The organism is Actinoplanes rectilineatus (genome assembly GCF_000962825.1).
GTDB lineage: Bacteria > Actinomycetota > Actinomycetes > Mycobacteriales > Micromonosporaceae > Actinoplanes > Actinoplanes rectilineatus.
In genome coordinates this window covers 26,611-42,654 of the sequence record NZ_JZKF01000023.1, presented here as the reverse complement: position 1 = coordinate 42,654, position 16,044 = coordinate 26,611, and the positions used below count along the sequence as shown (strand labels likewise).

Here is a 16,044-nt window from a genome sequence, read left to right as displayed (position 1 = left end):
GCGATCGATAACCTGCGGGCCGGACCTGGAGGAGAATTGATGACCCGAATCCTTACCCGCGGCCTGCTCGCCGTTTCTCTGGCGTTCGGTGGGGCGGTCGCCGTGACCGCTACGCCGGCAGCCGCCGCGGCGAAGACGTACAAGAACTGCACCGCCCTGAACAAGACGTACAAGCACGGCGTCGGCAAGAAGGGCGCGAAGGACAAGGTGCGCGGCAAGACCAAGCCGGTCACCAACTTCAAGGTGTCGAACGCGCTGTACAACGCCAACAAGAAGATGGACCGGGACAAGGACGGCGTGGCCTGCGAGAAGCGCTGACCGCGGAACAGCCGGTGGGGCCGCCCGACATGAGGGCGGCCCCACCGGCTGTCGGAAACAGATGTCAGAAGACGCGCGGGTACGCGGCCAGCGTGAACCCATTGCCGACGATCGCGGCGGCGCCCACGAAGAGCTTGCTGTCGGCGGTGAGGTCACCCGTCGACGCCCAGGCGCGGAGCTGACCGGCGGAGCTCTGGCCGATGATGTCGGTGCGGCCGTCGCCGTTGAAGTCGCCGGTGATGATGCGCTGGATGTTCGTCGTGGTCCAGCCGGTGCCCACGATCGTGGCGGCGCCGACCAGCAGCCGGTTGTCGGCCGAGAAGTCGCCGGTCGCGGCCCAGGCGCGCAGCTGACCGGTGGAGTCCTGGCCGATGATGTCGGTGCGGCCGTCGCCATTGAAGTCGCCGGTCACGATGCGCGGCATGTTGGCCGTGGTCCACCCGCCGTTGCCGACGACGCGGGCGGTGGGAAACAGGGCGGTGAGGTCGCCGGTGGAGACGGAGCCACGCAGCACACCGGTGGAGTCCTGGCCGATGATGTCGGTGCGGCCGTCGCCGTTGAAGTCGCCGGTGAGGATGCGGGGCATGGCCGTGGGGGTCCAGCCGGTGCCGACGATCGCGGCGGCGCCCACGAACAGTTTGCTGTCGCCGGAGAGGTCGCCGGTCGACGCCCAGGCGCGGAGCTGGCCGGTGGAGCTCTGGCCGATGATGTCGGTCTTGCCGTCGCCGTTGAAGTCGCCGGTGATGATGCGCTGGATGTTCGTCGTGGTCCAGCCGGTGCCCACGATGGTCGCGGCGCCGACGAGGAGTCTGCTGTCGGCGGACAGATCGCCGGTGCCGGCCCAGGCGCGCAGCTGGCCGGTGGAGTCCTGGCCGATGACGTCCGCTTTGCCGTCGCCGTTGAAGTCGCCGGTGACGACGCGTTCGATGTTCGTCGTCGTCCAGCCGGCGCCGACGACCGTTCCGGCGCCGGTGAAGAGTGCGGACAGATTGCCGGAGGAGGGCCAGGCGCGGAGCTGACCGGCGACGTTCTGGTCGACGATGTCGTGGCGGCAGTCGCCGGTGAGGTCGGCGGTGCGGACGAAGCCCCCGCTCTGGTCCGCCGTGATCACCTCGCCGGTGGCGTTGCAGCCCGGGATCGCGGTGGCGCGGATCCAGGTGGCGAGGTCGTCGGTCCGGGTCTCCACGCCGCCCCGGTTGTCGGTTGCGGGCGCGCCGAGGCAGCCGTTCTGCCAGGAGCTCCGGTGGATCGCGACGAGTTCGGCGGTGCCGCCGGTCTCGCGGACGGCGGGGCCGCCGGAGTCACCCTTGCAGGTGGTGGTGTCGCCGTCGATGGTCAGGGTGGTGCTGTCCGCGCCGGTGACCGTGACGGTGGTGGCGTGTTTCGCGTCCGGGATCCACGTGTCGGCGGTCCGGCCGTAGCCGATCACGCGCAGGGTGTCGCCGGCAGCCGGGGCGGTGGTGCCGAGGGCGACCGGGGTGATCGTGGTGACCGGGGTGGTCAGGCGGAGCAGGGCGGCGTCACGGTCGGGGTGCGGTACGACCCGGGTGACGGCGACGGGCTGCCCGCCGAGTGTCACGGTGATCGGCGTGGTGGGGGTGCCGGTCTGGTCGGTGCAGGCGCGGGCGGTGAGCACCCACGAGGCCGCCACCAGGGCGCCGGTGCAGCTGGTGCCGACGCCGGGGGCGCCGATGGCCACCCGGGCGGTGAAGGCGTACGCGGTGCCGGCCACCGTGTCACCGGGGACGGCGTGGGCGGCGGCGCCGCTGAGGAGGATCGTCGTGCCGGTGAGGGCGAGGCCGGCTGTCACGGCTCGGCGGCGACTGGGGGATGGCATGGTTCGGCAGCCTTTCCGGTCCGCCACGAAACGCGGCCCGGGCGGACTATTCAGGGTGTGATGGCGCGAAAGCCCAGCTCAAACGAGACTTGCCATCGGTAACTTTAAGATCATACATATTCACGCACTGCTCATGTGTCCCTGCTTCACGCGTACCCCTCAAAGGACGACGGAGACCGTGACGGACGCATCTCCGGTCTCGCCGACGGTGATCGTGAGGCCGGCGGCCCGGTCGGTGAGCCGGGTGATCGGGGCGGACCGGCCCGTGGTGATCAGTGCGGAGCGGTGGAAGGCGTTGCCCGGCACCAGATAGGCGTGCACGCCCCGGACCCGGCCGTCCAGGCGGCCCGCCGGCCTGCGGTTCTCCAGGACCAGCCGGTCCCGGCCGAGGGGGATGACCAGCGCGCGGGGTCCCGGGCCGCCGCCGTAGAGCGGTCCGAGCCGGTAGCGGCCCGGCCGGACGACGGTCACCTGTTCCTGCGGGGTGAGCCATCCGGTGTGGATGAGTTCCGGCGCGCTCAGCCCGGTGTCGTCGCCGGCCCCGCCCATCGGGCTGCGGGTGCCCTCGTCGCTCGCCGTGCAGTCGCCCAGGTCGCCGTACCGGCAGCGCAGGAGCCGCTGATGGGTGAGGCCGAGGTTGTGCCCGAACTCGTGGACCACGCCGCCGGGGGAGAGGCCCTCGGTGATCCAGGTGTAGCGGCCGGGCATCGAGGCCAGGCCGGACCACGGGCAGCGGGCCTCACCGTTGGCGAAGACCATGGTGACGGCGTCGTAGTCCACCGCGTGCGCGGCGAGGACGGCCCGGGCGGCCGCGCCCATCCGGTCGGTGTCGCAGGCGGCCGGGAACCCGAGCGGGACCGGTCCGATCGGCGCCCCGGCCGGCACCAGGTGGTACCGGCCGCCGGAGACCGCGTCGAACCAGCCGGCGGCGTCGCCGAGCGGATCCGGGACGCTCCGCAGCTTGCTGTCCGCGAAGTCGAACAGCACGACCGCCACCCGCCGCTGCACCGTCGCGGCGGTGGCCGGCGGGGCGAGCACGGCGAGGACGGTGAGCACGAGCGCCGCCACGGCCCCGAGCGCCGGCAGGGTACGGGCGGGAGAACGCATACGGGATTCAATCCCGGCGCACGCTCCCCGGTGTCTCGGCCGGTCGGCCGATCAATCCACCGATTCGGTGGTGGAACTGGTGACGAACGCGTTCAGGCTCAGCGCGATGCTCATCGTGTCGTCGGCGTTGTACTGCGCCTGGGCGCTCTGGATCAGCACCGCCCGTGGCTGCACCTGCTGCAGTTTGCGCAGGAACTTGCTCAGGTTCTCCACCGAGCCGCTGGCGTTCAGCGTGATCGCCAGTTGCGAGACGGACGGCATCTCCTCGGAGACGACCGGGTCGGCCGCGCTGTACCCGTTGACCGCGACCTGCAGCGAGACACCGATCGACTGCAGCTGCTTGAGGAAGGCCGGCAGGCTGTTGGTGTTGCTGCTCAGGGGGAGCGCCGCCTGGTACGTCCGGAGGTCGGCCTTGTACGAGGACAGGCTCTCGCTCTGGGTCTTCAACTCGGCCAGCGAGCTGCGCATCTTGGCCAGCTGGGTGGAGGTCTCCCCGGTCTGGGTCTGCACCTCGTCGGCGGCGGCGTACTTCGGGTTGATCAGCAGGAACCAGCTGGCGACCATGAGCACGACGATGAGCGTGAGCCCGCCGAAGAGCCAGATCCGGTCGACGCGCAGCCCGCCCATCACTTGCCCTTGCTTTCGCAGGTCTTGTCGCTGTACCGGCCGCAGAGCGCCTTGTCGGTGATGCTGACCGAGAGCGAGAAGTTCACGGTCTTCTCGTTTTTCAGGTCGTCGGCGGCCCCGGTCACGCTCTTCGCGAACGGGTTGGCCAGGCTCTCCAGTTGGCTGAGCGCGTCGACGAAGTCGGCGACCCCCTTCTTGTTCGGGGCGGTGCCGGTGATCTGGACGGTGCCGACGGTGGTGCTGCTCGTCGTCGTGGTGGCGGCCGCCTGGTCGTCCAGGAGCGCGGAGACCTGGGTGATGACGACCTCCTCGGTGTCGGCCGTCTTCTTCACCAGGTCGAGGACGTTCGCCCAGGAGAGGTCGTCGGCCTCGATCGCCTTCAGTTCCTTCTTCAGCAGCGTCTGGCCGTTCTGCACCTTGATCAGCTTCTGGACGTTCTCGTCCTTCTGCTGCTGTTGCTGGACCGCCGCGAGCTGTTCCAGGGTCTGGTTGTACTCGGTGTCGGCGTCGCTCTTGAGGACCGAGGCGTGTGCGTACCAGAGGCCGAGGAGCAGGATCACCAGGCCGACCGTGAACAGCACGATCGTCCGGGTCCGGCGGGCCCGCCGGCTGTCATGGATCTCCGGCGGCAGCAGGTTGGCCCGGATCGACAGGACCCGGGCGGCCTGCTGCGGGGTGACCGTCGGATCCAGCGGCATCAGAACGGTCATCAGGACACTCCCAGCGTGAGTCCGATCGAAACCGCGCCGGACGGTACGAAGCTGTCGAAGCCGCGCTCGCGGGCGTTGCGGATGTCGCGCAGGCGGGTGGCGCTGTCCGCGTACATCACCGCGACGCCGAGCTGCTCCTGCAGGTGTTCGGCGAGGCCGGGCATCAGGGCACCGCCGCCGCACAGGGCGATCCGGGTCACCTGCTTCTGGCGTTCGCCGGAGGCCAGGTAGGTGAAGGAGCTGCGCAGCTCGCTGGCGAGTGGGCGGACCGCGTCGATCATCGCGGCCACGCTGTCCCGGTTGCCGTCGCCGTGCAGGCCGAAGCGGCACTTGAGCGCCTCGGCCTCGGCCGTCGGCATGCCGAGGCGGGTGCCGATGCTGTCACTGATCTCGCTGCCGCCGCGGGGGAGCGTACGCACGAAGATCGGTTCCCCGTCCGCGTGCACCACCACGCTGGTGATGTTGGCGCCGATGTCCACGATCGCCTCGACCTGCGAGTCCAGCCGGGACGCGGCCCGCAGCAGCGCGAACGAGGCCAGGTCCACCCCGGTCACCCAGAGGCCGGCCTTCTCCACCGCCTGGACCAGGGTCACCACCGCGTCCTTGGGCATGGCGATCAGCAGCCCGCGGACGGTCGGGTTGTCGCCCGGTTCCTCGAGCGGGAAGAAGTCGAGCAGGGACCGGTCCACGGCCAGCGGCAGCTGTTCCTTGACCTGGAACGGCAGGGCCTGGCGCATCTGGTTCGGCGGCAGGTTGGCGATCGACATCTCGCGGACCACCAGCTGCGGGTTGGTGACGCCGAGGTTGACCCGCTTGGTGCCGAACCGGCTGGCCGTCCAGAGTTGTTTGAGGGCCGAGGTGACCGCGACCGGGTCCTGGATCACGCCGGCCGCCACGGTGCCGGGTGGCAGCGGGAACTGGCCGAAGTTGATCAGCTGGTAGTCGTCCTTGGTACGGCGCACCTCGACCGCCCTGATGGAGGACGAGCCGATGTCCAGCCCGATCGGCGTGGAGCCGGCCATCGGCGCTCCCTTCCTCGGATGGTGGTGGTCAGACGGCGGGCATGAGGTGGGTGGCGTACCACTCGGCGACCGGTGTCGCGGCGAACACCGCGAGGAAGGCGCCGGCGAGCATGAAGGGCCCGAACGGGATCCGGCTCTTGCGGCCGGCCACATTGAGCATGATCATCGTCATGCCGACGATCCCGGCGAGCAGGAAGCCGGCCATCGCTCCGATCGCCACCGCCGGCCAGCCCAGCCAGCCCAGGTAGAACCCGAGCAGCGGGGCCAGTTTGACGTCGCCGCCGCCCATGCCCCAGCCGGCGAGGATCCAGTAGACGGCGTAGAGCAGCACGGCCGCGAGCAGGCCCCGGCCCACCGCCCACAGGTGGTCGCCGGCCAGCGACGCCGGCAGGATCAGGGCGAGGGCGACGGCGTACGACGGAATGACGATCCTGTCCGGCAGCCGCAGGACGTCCAGGTCGATGACGGCCAGGGCGATCGCCACGGCGGCCAGGTAGAGGTAGCCGGGCAACTCCCAGGACCAGCCGAACCGGGCGGCCACCGCCACGAACAGTGCGGCGGTCGCCATCTCGACGAGTGGGTATCTCGCACTGATCCGGGTGTGGCAGTCGGCGCACCGGCCGCGCAGCAGCACCCAGCCGATCACCGGGATGTTGTGCAGCGGGCGGATCCCGTGCTCGCAGTGCGGGCAGTGGGACGGCGGCCGCAGCAGCGACTCGCCCCGGGGCACCCGGTGGATCACCACGTTGAGGAACGAGCCGACCGCGAGCCCGAGCACGCCGGTGACGACGAGCAGGACCTCGGACGGCATGGCTTCCCCTCTTCGGTCACGGCGGTCCCGGGCCGGGCGCCCGGGACCCTCCGGTGGTGGATCAGGCGCAGGTGGTCAGGGTCAGCGCGGTCGAGGTCTTGACCGAGCCACCCTCCTGGCTGTTGTACACATACCACTTTCCGCTGCCGTTTCCGCTGGTAGCGCAGATCTTGTAGTACGTGCCGCCAGGGGTTTCCTTCCAGTAGCCGAGCTTGGTCTTGTCCGAGAGGGTGACCGTCGAGGCGGAGCCGCCGGCGGCGAGGCTCAGGGTCAGCTTGCTGACGGTGCCGTCCGCGGTGGTGGCGTCCGGGTAGGTGTTGCCGTTGTTCGTGTAGAACTGCTCGACCGCGCTGATGGCGCCGCGCACGTCGGACTGCGCCGACTTGTCGGCCGCGCCCTGGCGGTAGTTCAGGTAGACCGGCACGGCGATCGCGACGAGCACGCCGATGATGACCACCACGACCAGGAGCTCGATCAGCGTGAAGCCCTCGTCGTCCTTCTTGGTGCGGAGCCGGTCGATGATGTCGTGCATGTGCTGTGCCTCCAGTGGGCTGCGGGGCGAGGATGGGAGCCGGGCTCGGGCGCCCGGTGGTGCTGCCGGCCGTCGGGGACGGTCGGGAGACCGGCGTCAACTCGACTGGATGTTCTGATAGATCGTGAACATCGGCAGGTAGAGACAGACGACCAGGCCGCCGACCACGCCGCCCATGACGAGCACCATGATCGGTTCGATCGAGGCGGTCAGGGACTCGGCGGCGTCGTCCACTTCCCTGTCGTAGAAGTCGGCAACTTTGTCGAGCATCTGACTGATTTGACCGCTTTCTTCCCCGACTTCGATCATCTGGGTGACCATCACGGGAAAGATCTTGTGGTGGCGCAGTGACGAGGACATCGTCTGGCCGTCCCGCACGGCGGCCTGGACGTCCTTCATCGCCGCGTTGATCACTTCGTTGCCGGTGGTCTCGCCGACCACCGTGAGGGCCTGCATCACCGGTACGCCGACGTTGAGCAGCAGACCCAGGTTGCGGGAGAAGCGGCTCATCGCCAGTTTGCGCATCAGCGGCCCGAACACCGGCATCTTGATCTTGAGCTGGTCGACCTTGAGCCGGAAGTTCTCGCTGGCCCGCATCTGCCGCTTGTAGACGATGCTCGTGGTGACCCCGGTGCCGATGAACAGCGGACCGATCCAGCCCATGTTGTGGCTGGCGTCCACCAGGAACTGGGTGATGGCCGGAAGCTCACCACCGAGGTTCTTGAACATCCCCTCGAAGATCGGGACGATGAAGATCAGGACGCCCGCGATCATGATGAAGGTGAACGCCAGCACGATCGCCGGATAGGTCAGGGCGCTCTTGATCTTGCCGCGGAGTGCGGTGTCCTTCTCCAGGCTGTCGGCGATCTGCTCGAGAGCCTGGTCGATCATGCCGCCGGTCTCGCCGGCCCGGACCATGGCGACCATCAGGCGGGGGAAGACCCGGTCGTGCTTGGCCATCGACTGGGAGAGCCCGTGGCCGCCCGACACGTCGGCCTGCACCTCGCCGAGCGCCTTCTTCAGCGGCGGGGAGGAGCACTGCTCCTCCAGGATCGCGAGCGAGCGGAGCAGCGACATGCCGGAGGCGGTCATCGTGGCGAACTGCCGGGAGAAGACCGCGAGGTCCTTCAGCTTCACCTTGCCGCCGAAGCCCGGGATCTTCAGCTCCATCTGCAGGCCCTGGCCGGCCTCGGTGAGACCGAGCGGCACCTCGCCGCGCCCGCGCAACAGACTGGTCGCCGCCGCCTCGTTCGGCGCCTCGATCGTGCCCTTGGCCTTCTTCCCCGCGGCGTCGATCGAGTGGTACGAGAACGTCTTCGTCGTCGGCATGCTCAGCCCCGTCCCACCAGCCGTTTGAGCTCCTCCGCCGAATGGCAGATCTCCAGGGCGGCCTGCATGTCGACGACACCCTCACGGACCTTCTCGGCCAGGTGCTGGTCGAAGGCGAGCATGCCCTCGGCGCTGCCGGCCTGCATGAAGGACGGGATCTGGTGCGACTTGCCCTCCCGGATCAGGCTTCGGATGGCCGGGGTGCAGGTCAGGATCTCGGCGATCACCGCACGCCCCTTGCCGTCCGCCCGCGGCGCCAGCGACTGGGTGACCACACCCTGGAGGCTGGCCGCCAGCTGGGCCCGGATCTGCAGCTGCTGGTGCGGCGGGAAGATGTCGATGACCCGGTCGACCGTCTGCGTGGCGCTCTGCGTGTGCAGGGTGGCCAGCACCAGGTGGCCGGTCTCGGCGGCGGTCAGCGCGGTGGCCGTGGTCTCCAGGTCACGCAGCTCGCCGACCAGGATGATGTCCGGGTCCTGCCGCAGCGCGTGCTTGAGCGCGCTGGCGAACGTGCCGGTGTCCGAGCCGACCTCGCGCTGGTTGATGATGCAGCGTTTGTGCGGGTGCAGGAACTCGATCGGGTCCTCGATGGTGATGATGTGGTCGGCCCGGCTGCGGTTGGCCAGGTCGAGGATCGAGGCCAGGGTGGTGGTCTTGCCGGAACCGGTCGGGCCGGTCACCAGTACCAGGCCGCGGGGCAGGTGGGCGAAACGGGCCACCGACTCCGGCATGCCCAGCTCGTCCAGCGGCTTGATCTTGTGCGGGATGGCCCGGAACACCGCGCCGCACGAGTTGCGCTGCACGTAGAGGTTGCCGCGGAACCGGGAGACGCCGACGATGCTGTGCGCGAAGTCGAGTTCCTGTTCGTTCCGGTACGTCACCCACTGCGCCGGTGTCACCGCCGCCCGGGCCAGCAGTTCGGTGTCCGCGGAGTTCAGCTTGCCGTACCCGGGGGCCGGCCGCAGTTCGCCGTCGATCCGCATCATCGGCGGGGATCCGACCGTCAGGTGCAGGTCCGAACCCCGGGACTCGACCATCGTGACGAGCAGCTGATCGAGCAGCGCCAGGTCGTTCGCGGTCGCGGCCTCCTGCTGCAGGGTGTCCACGTCCCGCCCCCTTTCGCCGACTCCCGACGCCTGTTGAATCGGCAGGCGAACGATCCGGATTAGGCCTGCTCAGACCGCCACGCGGGAGACCTCGCGGATCGAGGTCAGCCCGCCGGCGGCCTTGGCGAGGCCGTCCGCGCGCAGGTCGTACATGCCCTGGGAGAGCGCCACCTCGCGGATCTCACCGGCCGAGCAGCGGCGGATGGTCAGCGACTCGATCTCCGGCGAGATCGGCATGACCTCGTGGATCGCGATCCGGCCCTTGTACCCGGTGTTCGCGCAGTTGCGGCAGCCGACCGGCCGGTACAGCACCTCGGGGTACGGCAGGTCCTGCAACGGCCAGTTCGCCGCGACCACCTCGTCCTCGGCGGGCGTGTACGGCTCCTTGCACCAGTCGCAGATCCGGCGGGCGAGCCGCTGGGCCAGTACGCAGTCCAACGACGATCCGACCAGGAACGGCTCGATCCCCATCTCGGTGAGCCGGGTGACGGCGCCGGGCGCGTCGTTGGTGTGCAGCGTGGAGAGCACCAGGTGACCGGTGAGCGACGCCTCGACCGCGATCTGCGCGGTGTTGCCGTCCCGGATCTCACCGATCAGCACCACGTCCGGGTCGGACCGCAGGATCGCCGGGAGCACGGCGGCGAAGGTCAGGCCGGCTTTCGCGTTCACCTGCACCTGGTTGACGCCCCGCAGCCGGTACTCGACCGGGTCCTCCACCGTGATCACGTTGATCTCCGGTTTGCTGATCCGGCCGAGTGTCGCGTACAGCGTGGTCGACTTGCCGGAGCCGGTCGGCCCGGTGACCAGCACCATGCCGTGCGGTTTGGAGAACGACGCGGCGAACCGGTCCAGGTTGTGCTGGGTGAAGCCGAGCTTCTGCATGTCCAGGTCGATGCCGCCGGTGTCCAGGACACGCAGCACCAGCTTCTCGCCCCAGACCGTGGGCAGGGTCGCGGTCCGCAGGTCGACGGTCCGGTCGCGGATCAGCGCGGTGATGCGGCCGTTCTGCGGGACCCGCTTCTCGGTGATGTCGACACCCGACATGATCTTGATGCGGGAGGTGAGCGCCGCCATCACGCCGCGCGGCACCACGTCCACCTCGTGCAGCACGCCGTCGATCCGGTACCGCACCCGCATGTCGTCCTCGGTCGGCTCCAGATGCAGGTCGGAGGCGCGGTTCATGACGGCCTGCTCGATCAGGCTGTTCACGTACCGGACGATCGGGGCGTCCTCGGTGCCGCTGGACTGGGCGGCCATCCCGGCCGCGTCGTCCAGCCCGTTGTCGGCCATCTCGCCGAGGTCGGCGCCCTCGCGTTCCAGCCGTTCGATGATCCGGCGGACCTCGCTGCGGGCCACCACCACCGGGCGGATCGTCATGCCGGTGGCCGCGCGAACGTCGTCGAGCGCCACCACGTCGGCCGGGTCGGTGACGCCGACGACCAGTTCGTCGCCGTTGAGGGCCAGGCCGAGCACCCGGTGGCGCAGCACCACCGGCAGCGGGATGCGCTTGAGCGCGTTCGGGTCCGGGGTGAATCCGACCAGGTCCAGGGTGTTGATGCCGAACGAGGCGGCGGCGGCCTGGGTGAGTTGCTCCTCGGTGACGACCTGGTCGTTGATCAGCACGGCCCGCACCGACCGGCCGCTGCGCTGTGCCTCTTCAGCCGCGGCATCGACCGCGTGCGGATCGACGCCGATCTGCTTCAGGGCATCAAGCAGCGGACGGAAGGTCTGATCCACATGGAGCCCATCGGACATTTCGCCGTAGAACTGAGCAAGCTCACCCGGTGTGGCGGAACGTCCGCCGATACGCCGACGGTGCCACCCCGATCGCCGCGTGCAGATGCTGGCGCAGGGCGGTCGCGCTGCCCAGGCCGGAGTGCCGGGCCACCGCCTCCACCGCCAGATCGGTCGACTCCAGCAGGATCCGGGCCTGCTCGACGCGGCGTCGTAGCAGCCACTGGCGCGGGCTCATCCCGGTCTCGTCCCGGAACCGGCGGGTGAACGTGCGGATGCTCATCCGGGCGTGCCCGGCCATCTCCTCCAGGGTGACCGGCTCGGCCAGCCGGTCCAGCACCCAGGCCCGGGTCCGTTCGGTACCCGTCCCGCTGCCGGACGGCACCGGCCGCTCGATGAACTGCGCCTGACCACCGTCCCGCCAGGGCGGCACCACGCAACGCCGGGCCGCCCGGTTCGCCACGTCCGCGCCGTGGTCGCTGCGGATGATGTGCAGGCACAGATCGATCCCGGCGCCCACACCGGCCGAGGTCAGCACGTCGCCGTCGTCCACGAACAGCACGTCGAAGTCCCACGCGACCCGGGGATACAGCCCGGCGATCCGTTTCGCCCAGGCCCAGTGGGTGGCCGCCGGCCGCCCGTCGAGCAGACCGGCGGCGGCCAGCACCGACGCGCCGGTACAGATCGAGACGATACGTCCGGAAAAAGCCGATAAAGCGGCATAAATCGGATCGGGCAGTGTCCCGTCGGTCACCGGCCCACCCCGATGAATACCCGGGATGAGCAGCGTGTCCGCCTGATCCAGAGCCTCCAGACCGTGCTCCGGGACGATCGTGAAGCCGTGCTCGGTGCGCACCGGGCCCTCGCCGCAGACCCGCACCTCGTAACGGTCGCCGGCCGCGCTGAACACCTGGGTGGCGGTGCCCAGGTCGAAGGGGACCACACCGTCCAGCAGCAGCACCGCTATCACATGCGCCATGGCCCGATTCTTGCGCATCATGACCTCCCGGCCACTCGTCCGGACGGACGGGTCCCCGCAGAATCGGTCACGTGAAGTACCGCATCCACCCCGCCTGGCTGGTCGCCGTCGCCGCGTTCGTCGCCCTGATCGGCGCGGCCGGCTTCCGGGCCACCCCGTCCGTCCTGCTGCAGCCGTTGCACGAGGAGTTCGGCTGGTCGCTCAGCACCATCTCGGCGGCCGTCTCGGTCAACCTGCTGCTCTACGGGCTGACCGCGCCGTTCGCCGCGGCGCTGATGAACCGGTTCGGCATCCGGCGGGTGGCGATGGCCGCGTTGCTGCTGGTCTCGGCCGGCTCCGGGCTGACGGTGTTCATGACACAGAGCTGGCAGCTGATGCTCTGCTGGGGTGTGCTGGTCGGTCTCGGGACCGGATCGCTGGCCCTCGGCTTCGTCGCCACGATCACCGGCCGCTGGTTCGTGAGGCACCGCGGCCTGGTCACCGGTGTGCTCACCGCGGGCGGCGCCACCGGCAACCTGATCTTCCTGCCGGTGCTGTCCCGGCTCGCCGAGTCGGAGGGCTGGCGGACCGCGTCACTCACGGTGTCGGTGGCGGCGGTGTGCGTCGTGCCGCTGATCTGGTGGCGGCTGCGTGATCACCCCGCCGATCTGGGTGTCGCCGCCCTCGGCGCGGACACCGTCGTGGCGGCCCCGCCGAAACCCGCCGGCGGCGCCGCCCGCACCGCGCTCTCCGCTCTGCGTGACGCTGCTCGTACCCGCGCCTTCTGGTTGCTGGCCGGCGGTTTCGCGATCTGCGGCGCCACCACCAACGGCCTGGTCGGCACCCACTTCATCCCGGCCGCCCACGACCACGGCATGCCGCAGACCACCGCCGCCGGTCTGCTCGCGCTGGTCGGCGTCTTCGACATCGCCGGGACCATCGCCTCCGGCTGGCTGACCGACCGGGTCGACAGCCGCATCCTGCTCGGCGCCTACTACGCCCTGCGCGGCCTGTCCCTGCTGTTCCTGCCGTCACTGTTCGCGGCCGCCGCACACCCCAGCATGCTGATCTTCATCCTGTTCTACGGCCTCGACTGGGTCGCCACCGTGCCGCCGACGGTCACCCTCTGCCGCGAGTACTTCGGTGCCGCCGGCCCGATCGTCTTCGGCTGGGTCTTCGCCTCCCACCAGATCGGCGCGGCCTTCGCCGCCACCGCCGCCGGCCTGGTCCGGGATCAGCTCGGCGCGTACACCTGGGCCTGGTACGGCGCGGGCGCCCTGGCCCTGCTCGCCTCGCTGCTGAGCCTGATGCTGTTCGCCGGAAAACACTTCAAGCCGATCGCTCCCGGCCTCGGCCTGGCGGTCCCGGCCGATTCCTGAGATCTCCTCGGCGGGGTACGAGACCGCCCCGTCCCGCCAGAACCGACCCGTCCCACCCTGCCCCAGGAGAGCCGGGCCCCGCCGCTCCGCTGTCCGGACCGGGGTGCCTACAACGGGGGCAGGTCGATGTCGGTCTCCAGGCGCAGTCCGGCCCCCGTGCTCCGGAAGATCGGGTGCCCGTCTCCGTACACCTTCACGAGACCGTCCAGGGCCTGCTGCTGTGCCGCCTCGTCGGCGTCGGCGAGGGCCAGGTTCCAGGCGCAGGCCACCGAGTCCGGGTGGTCGGCGCCGCGGACCGTCCGGGAGCGGCGCAGCGTGTCCGCCGCGAGTTCCCGGGCCTGCTGGGCCTCGCCGATCGCGGCCAGGTCGGCGGCCAGGCCGTTGGCGCAGCTCAGCGTGAACGGGTGGTCGGCGCCCACGCTGCGGCGCAGTCCGCTCAGCACCTCGGCGTCGATGGTCCGGGCCTCCGCGTGCCGTCCCACGGCTCGTACCACCCCGGCCAGGCCGGCCGAGGCGGCGAGCGTGAACGGGTGTTCGTCGCCGAGCACCGCGTGGTAACGCGTCACCGCGCGTTCCAGCAGTTCGTGGGCGTGGTCCAGGTCGCCCTCGGCGCGGGCGCAGTTGGCCAGCGACATCGCGGCGGCCAGGGTGTCCACGTTGAGGTCGCCGAATTTCTGGCGGGTGGTCGCCAGGTTGGCGGTGGCCATGGCACGGGCCGCGGGGTCGCCGCGGCGGCGGGCGGCCATCGCGGCGATCCGGCCGGCCCACAACGCGAACGGGTGGTCGGCCGGCACCGTGTGGCCACCGGAGAGCAGGGCCGTCGCGCCCGCGTAGTCGCCCAGCCCGAACAGGTCGAAGGCCAGGCCGGCCCGGGATGAGAGGGTCTCCGGGTGGCCGTCGACGAAGATGGCCTGCCGGTGACGCAGGGTCGGCTCGTCGAGGGCGCGGGCGCCCCGGAAGTCACCGAGCAGCCGCAGGTCGGCGGCGAGGTTGTTGGCGCAGCGCAGCGCGGTCGGGAAGCTCTCGCCGAACAGCCGGCGGTACCGCACCAGGTTGTCCGCGTCGAGTTGCCGGGCCTGCCCGAAGTGGCCCTGCATGCGCAGGTCGCCGCCGACGCTGTTGGCGGTGGCCAGGGTGGCCTCGTCGTCGGCGCCGAACACCTCCCGCTGGGTGCGCAGGGTCTGCAGGTTGAGGTTGCGGGCGTCCGCCGTCCGCCCCACCGCCCGCAGCGTGTTGGCCAGGTGGAACGCGGCCAGCAGGGTCTGTTCGGAGGTCTCGCCGAGGGCGTCGCGCCAGCGGGCCACCGCCGCGCCGGCCAGGTCGCGGCTGGAGTCGAAGTCGCCGCGGGCGTAGTGGTAGCGGATGCAGTTGATGACGAGTTGCCGGACCTCCTCACCGTCGCCGCCGAGCAGATCGGAGTGGATCAGGTGCGGGGCGAGTTCGGCGTAGCGGTACCACCCGGCGGGGTTGTCCGGCTCGCCCGGGTCGGCGGCGGCGAGCATGCCCCGGACGGTCCGTAGCAGCCTGGCGTGCCGTTCCGAGGTGAGTTCCTGGCCGAACATGCCGCGGACCAGCGGGTGCACGGTCAGCTGCTCGCCGGCCGGGTCGAGGTCGGCCAGGCCGAACCGGCTGATCCGGCGCATCGCCGAGCGCAGCCGGCGTTCCACCCGGACGGTCGGCGCGAGCTCCGGGTCGAGGGGCAGGGTGCGGGCCGCCCACAGCAGCCGCCAGGAGATCGGCGCGCTGGCCAGGAAGGTGCAGAGTTCGAGAAGGGCCCGGTCGGCCGGGTCGCCGGCGGCCATCGCCTCCGCGGCGAGTCCCCAGGCCACCCGGATCGGGGTGGGGAAGGCCAGGTCGGCGGCGCGGCTCTCGAAGCGGTCCAGGTAGTCGGCGAGGGGCCAGCCGGTGGCCTCGCGGACCGCGGCGGCCAGGTCGAGTGCCATCGGCACGTCGCCGAGGCGGTCGGCGAGCCGGTCCGCGTCGTCGGCGGACAGTTCGGGAGAGCGCCCGCGGAGCAGGTCCACGCTGTCCGCGCGGTCGAACACCGGCACCGGCATGGCCTGTGCCACCTCGGCGGTCCAGCGCGGGTTGCGGCTGGTCACCAGCACGTGCCCGGCGCCGGAGGGGAGGTAGGGCATGATGTCCTCGGGCCGGTTGGCGTTCTCGAACACGACCAGCCAGTCCCGGTACGGCTCGCCGCGGCTCAGCGCGTCGCGGACCGCCCCGAGGGTCCGGTTGAGGTCGCGGGCCTCGGGCACGCCCAGCTCCTGGGCGAGACCGGCGAGGGCGGCGCGCATCCCCGCGGGCTGTTCCGCCGGGATCCACCACACCAGGTCGTAGGCGTCGGCGTGCCGGTAGGCATATTCGACGGCCAATTGGGTACGTCCTGTCCCGCCGAGCTGATGGTCCGGACTCGGCAGCAGCACGACGGGGCCGTTGCCGAGCAGACCTCGCACGCGGGTCAGCAGTTCCTCACGGCCCACGAAGCGGGAGTTGCGCGGCGGCAGACCGCCACGGATCGGCACACCGTGCTCCTCACGTGTTGGTGATGCCGATTACCGTACGTGGAAGCCA

General features: G+C 70.6%; 14 protein-coding genes. 2 read left to right on the top strand and 12 right to left on the bottom strand.

From position 1 onward, the window contains the following. Window positions 1-39 precede the first annotated feature (39 nt). Window positions 40-318 (top strand): excalibur calcium-binding domain-containing protein, encoded by a 279-nt coding sequence (locus tag WH85_RS19045; protein WP_045743258.1) that lies wholly within the window; start codon window positions 40-42, stop codon window positions 316-318. A 64-nt stretch (window positions 319-382) separates the two neighbouring features. Here the strand turns inward: WH85_RS19045 and WH85_RS19040 are convergent, their stop codons facing one another. From WH85_RS19040 to WH85_RS18990, 11 genes are all read right to left on the bottom strand, one after another. Continuing rightward, window positions 383-2,155, bottom strand: coding sequence for an FG-GAP-like repeat-containing protein (locus tag WH85_RS19040; RefSeq protein ID WP_083449093.1), 1,773 nt, complete (start codon window positions 2,153-2,155; stop codon window positions 383-385). A 159-nt stretch (window positions 2,156-2,314) separates the two neighbouring features. Beyond that, the gene (locus tag WH85_RS19035; RefSeq protein WP_045743257.1) at window positions 2,315-3,262 is read right to left on the bottom strand and encodes a metallopeptidase domain-containing protein; all 948 of its coding nucleotides are present in this window, start codon (window positions 3,260-3,262) and stop codon (window positions 2,315-2,317) included. 51 nt (window positions 3,263-3,313) lie between these two features. Further along, the gene (gene pilO, locus WH85_RS19030) at window positions 3,314-3,889 is read right to left on the bottom strand and encodes a type 4a pilus biogenesis protein PilO (protein ID WP_045743256.1); all 576 of its coding nucleotides are present in this window, start codon (window positions 3,887-3,889) and stop codon (window positions 3,314-3,316) included. Continuing rightward, entirely contained in the window at window positions 3,889-4,599 is a 711-nt protein-coding gene (locus tag WH85_RS19025) for a PilN domain-containing protein (protein WP_045743255.1), read from the bottom strand. Before WH85_RS19025 ends, pilO begins: the two co-directional genes overlap by 1 nt. Beyond that, window positions 4,599-5,621, bottom strand: coding sequence for a type IV pilus assembly protein PilM (gene pilM / locus WH85_RS19020; RefSeq protein ID WP_045743254.1), 1,023 nt, complete (start codon window positions 5,619-5,621; stop codon window positions 4,599-4,601). The genes WH85_RS19025 and pilM overlap by 1 nt, the downstream gene beginning before the upstream one ends. A 28-nt stretch (window positions 5,622-5,649) precedes the next feature. After that, window positions 5,650-6,432: a prepilin peptidase gene (locus WH85_RS19015; RefSeq protein WP_045743253.1), complete on the bottom strand. Its 783-nt coding sequence runs from the start codon at window positions 6,430-6,432 to the stop codon at window positions 5,650-5,652. Between the two features lie 61 nt (window positions 6,433-6,493). Further along, entirely contained in the window at window positions 6,494-6,964 is a 471-nt protein-coding gene (locus WH85_RS19010) for a prepilin-type N-terminal cleavage/methylation domain-containing protein (RefSeq protein WP_045743252.1), read from the bottom strand. 96 nt (window positions 6,965-7,060) lie between these two features. Beyond that, on the bottom strand, window positions 7,061-8,293 hold the full coding sequence (locus tag WH85_RS19005; RefSeq protein ID WP_045743251.1) for a type II secretion system F family protein: 1,233 nt from the start codon (window positions 8,291-8,293) through the stop codon (window positions 7,061-7,063). A 2-nt stretch (window positions 8,294-8,295) separates the two neighbouring features. Further along, window positions 8,296-9,399 (bottom strand): type IV pilus twitching motility protein PilT, encoded by a 1,104-nt coding sequence (locus WH85_RS19000; protein WP_045743250.1) that lies wholly within the window; start codon window positions 9,397-9,399, stop codon window positions 8,296-8,298. 69 nt (window positions 9,400-9,468) lie between these two features. Beyond that, window positions 9,469-11,136, bottom strand: coding sequence for a GspE/PulE family protein (locus WH85_RS18995; RefSeq protein ID WP_045743249.1), 1,668 nt, complete (start codon window positions 11,134-11,136; stop codon window positions 9,469-9,471). 40 nt (window positions 11,137-11,176) lie between these two features. Then, window positions 11,177-12,112: a GlxA family transcriptional regulator gene (locus tag WH85_RS18990; RefSeq protein ID WP_245673999.1), complete on the bottom strand. Its 936-nt coding sequence runs from the start codon at window positions 12,110-12,112 to the stop codon at window positions 11,177-11,179. Between the two features lie 71 nt (window positions 12,113-12,183). Between WH85_RS18990 and WH85_RS18985 the strand changes: the two genes are divergently transcribed. Next, complete coding sequence (locus WH85_RS18985) at window positions 12,184-13,470, top strand: MFS transporter (RefSeq protein WP_045743248.1); 1,287 nt, start codon at window positions 12,184-12,186, stop codon at window positions 13,468-13,470. Window positions 13,471-13,577: 107 nt separating this feature from the next. Here WH85_RS18985 and fxsT read toward each other — a convergent pair whose 3' ends face one another. Next, a complete protein-coding gene (gene fxsT, locus WH85_RS18980; protein WP_045743247.1) occupies window positions 13,578-15,995 on the bottom strand; it encodes an FxSxx-COOH system tetratricopeptide repeat protein in 2,418 nt (805 codons plus the stop codon). Window positions 15,996-16,044 lie beyond the last annotated feature (49 nt).

Bases quoted from the DNA above. Each gene is read 5' to 3' on its own strand.
- WH85_RS19045 (WP_045743258.1), top strand. From the start codon at position 40: ATGACCCGAATCCTTACCCGCGGCCTGCTCGCCGTTTCTCTGGCGTTC.
- WH85_RS19040 (WP_083449093.1), bottom strand. From the start codon at position 2,155: ATGCCATCCCCCAGTCGCCGCCGAGCCGTGACAGCCGGCCTCGCCCTC.
- WH85_RS19035 (WP_045743257.1), bottom strand. From the start codon at position 3,262: ATGCGTTCTCCCGCCCGTACCCTGCCGGCGCTCGGGGCCGTGGCGGCG.
- pilO (WP_045743256.1), bottom strand. From the start codon at position 3,889: ATGGGCGGGCTGCGCGTCGACCGGATCTGGCTCTTCGGCGGGCTCACG.
- WH85_RS19025 (WP_045743255.1), bottom strand. From the start codon at position 4,599: ATGACCGTTCTGATGCCGCTGGATCCGACGGTCACCCCGCAGCAGGCC.
- pilM (WP_045743254.1), bottom strand. From the start codon at position 5,621: ATGGCCGGCTCCACGCCGATCGGGCTGGACATCGGCTCGTCCTCCATC.
- WH85_RS19015 (WP_045743253.1), bottom strand. From the start codon at position 6,432: ATGCCGTCCGAGGTCCTGCTCGTCGTCACCGGCGTGCTCGGGCTCGCG.
- WH85_RS19010 (WP_045743252.1), bottom strand. From the start codon at position 6,964: ATGCACGACATCATCGACCGGCTCCGCACCAAGAAGGACGACGAGGGC.
- WH85_RS19005 (WP_045743251.1), bottom strand. From the start codon at position 8,293: ATGCCGACGACGAAGACGTTCTCGTACCACTCGATCGACGCCGCGGGG.
- WH85_RS18990 (WP_245673999.1), bottom strand. From the start codon at position 12,112: ATGGCGCATGTGATAGCGGTGCTGCTGCTGGACGGTGTGGTCCCCTTC.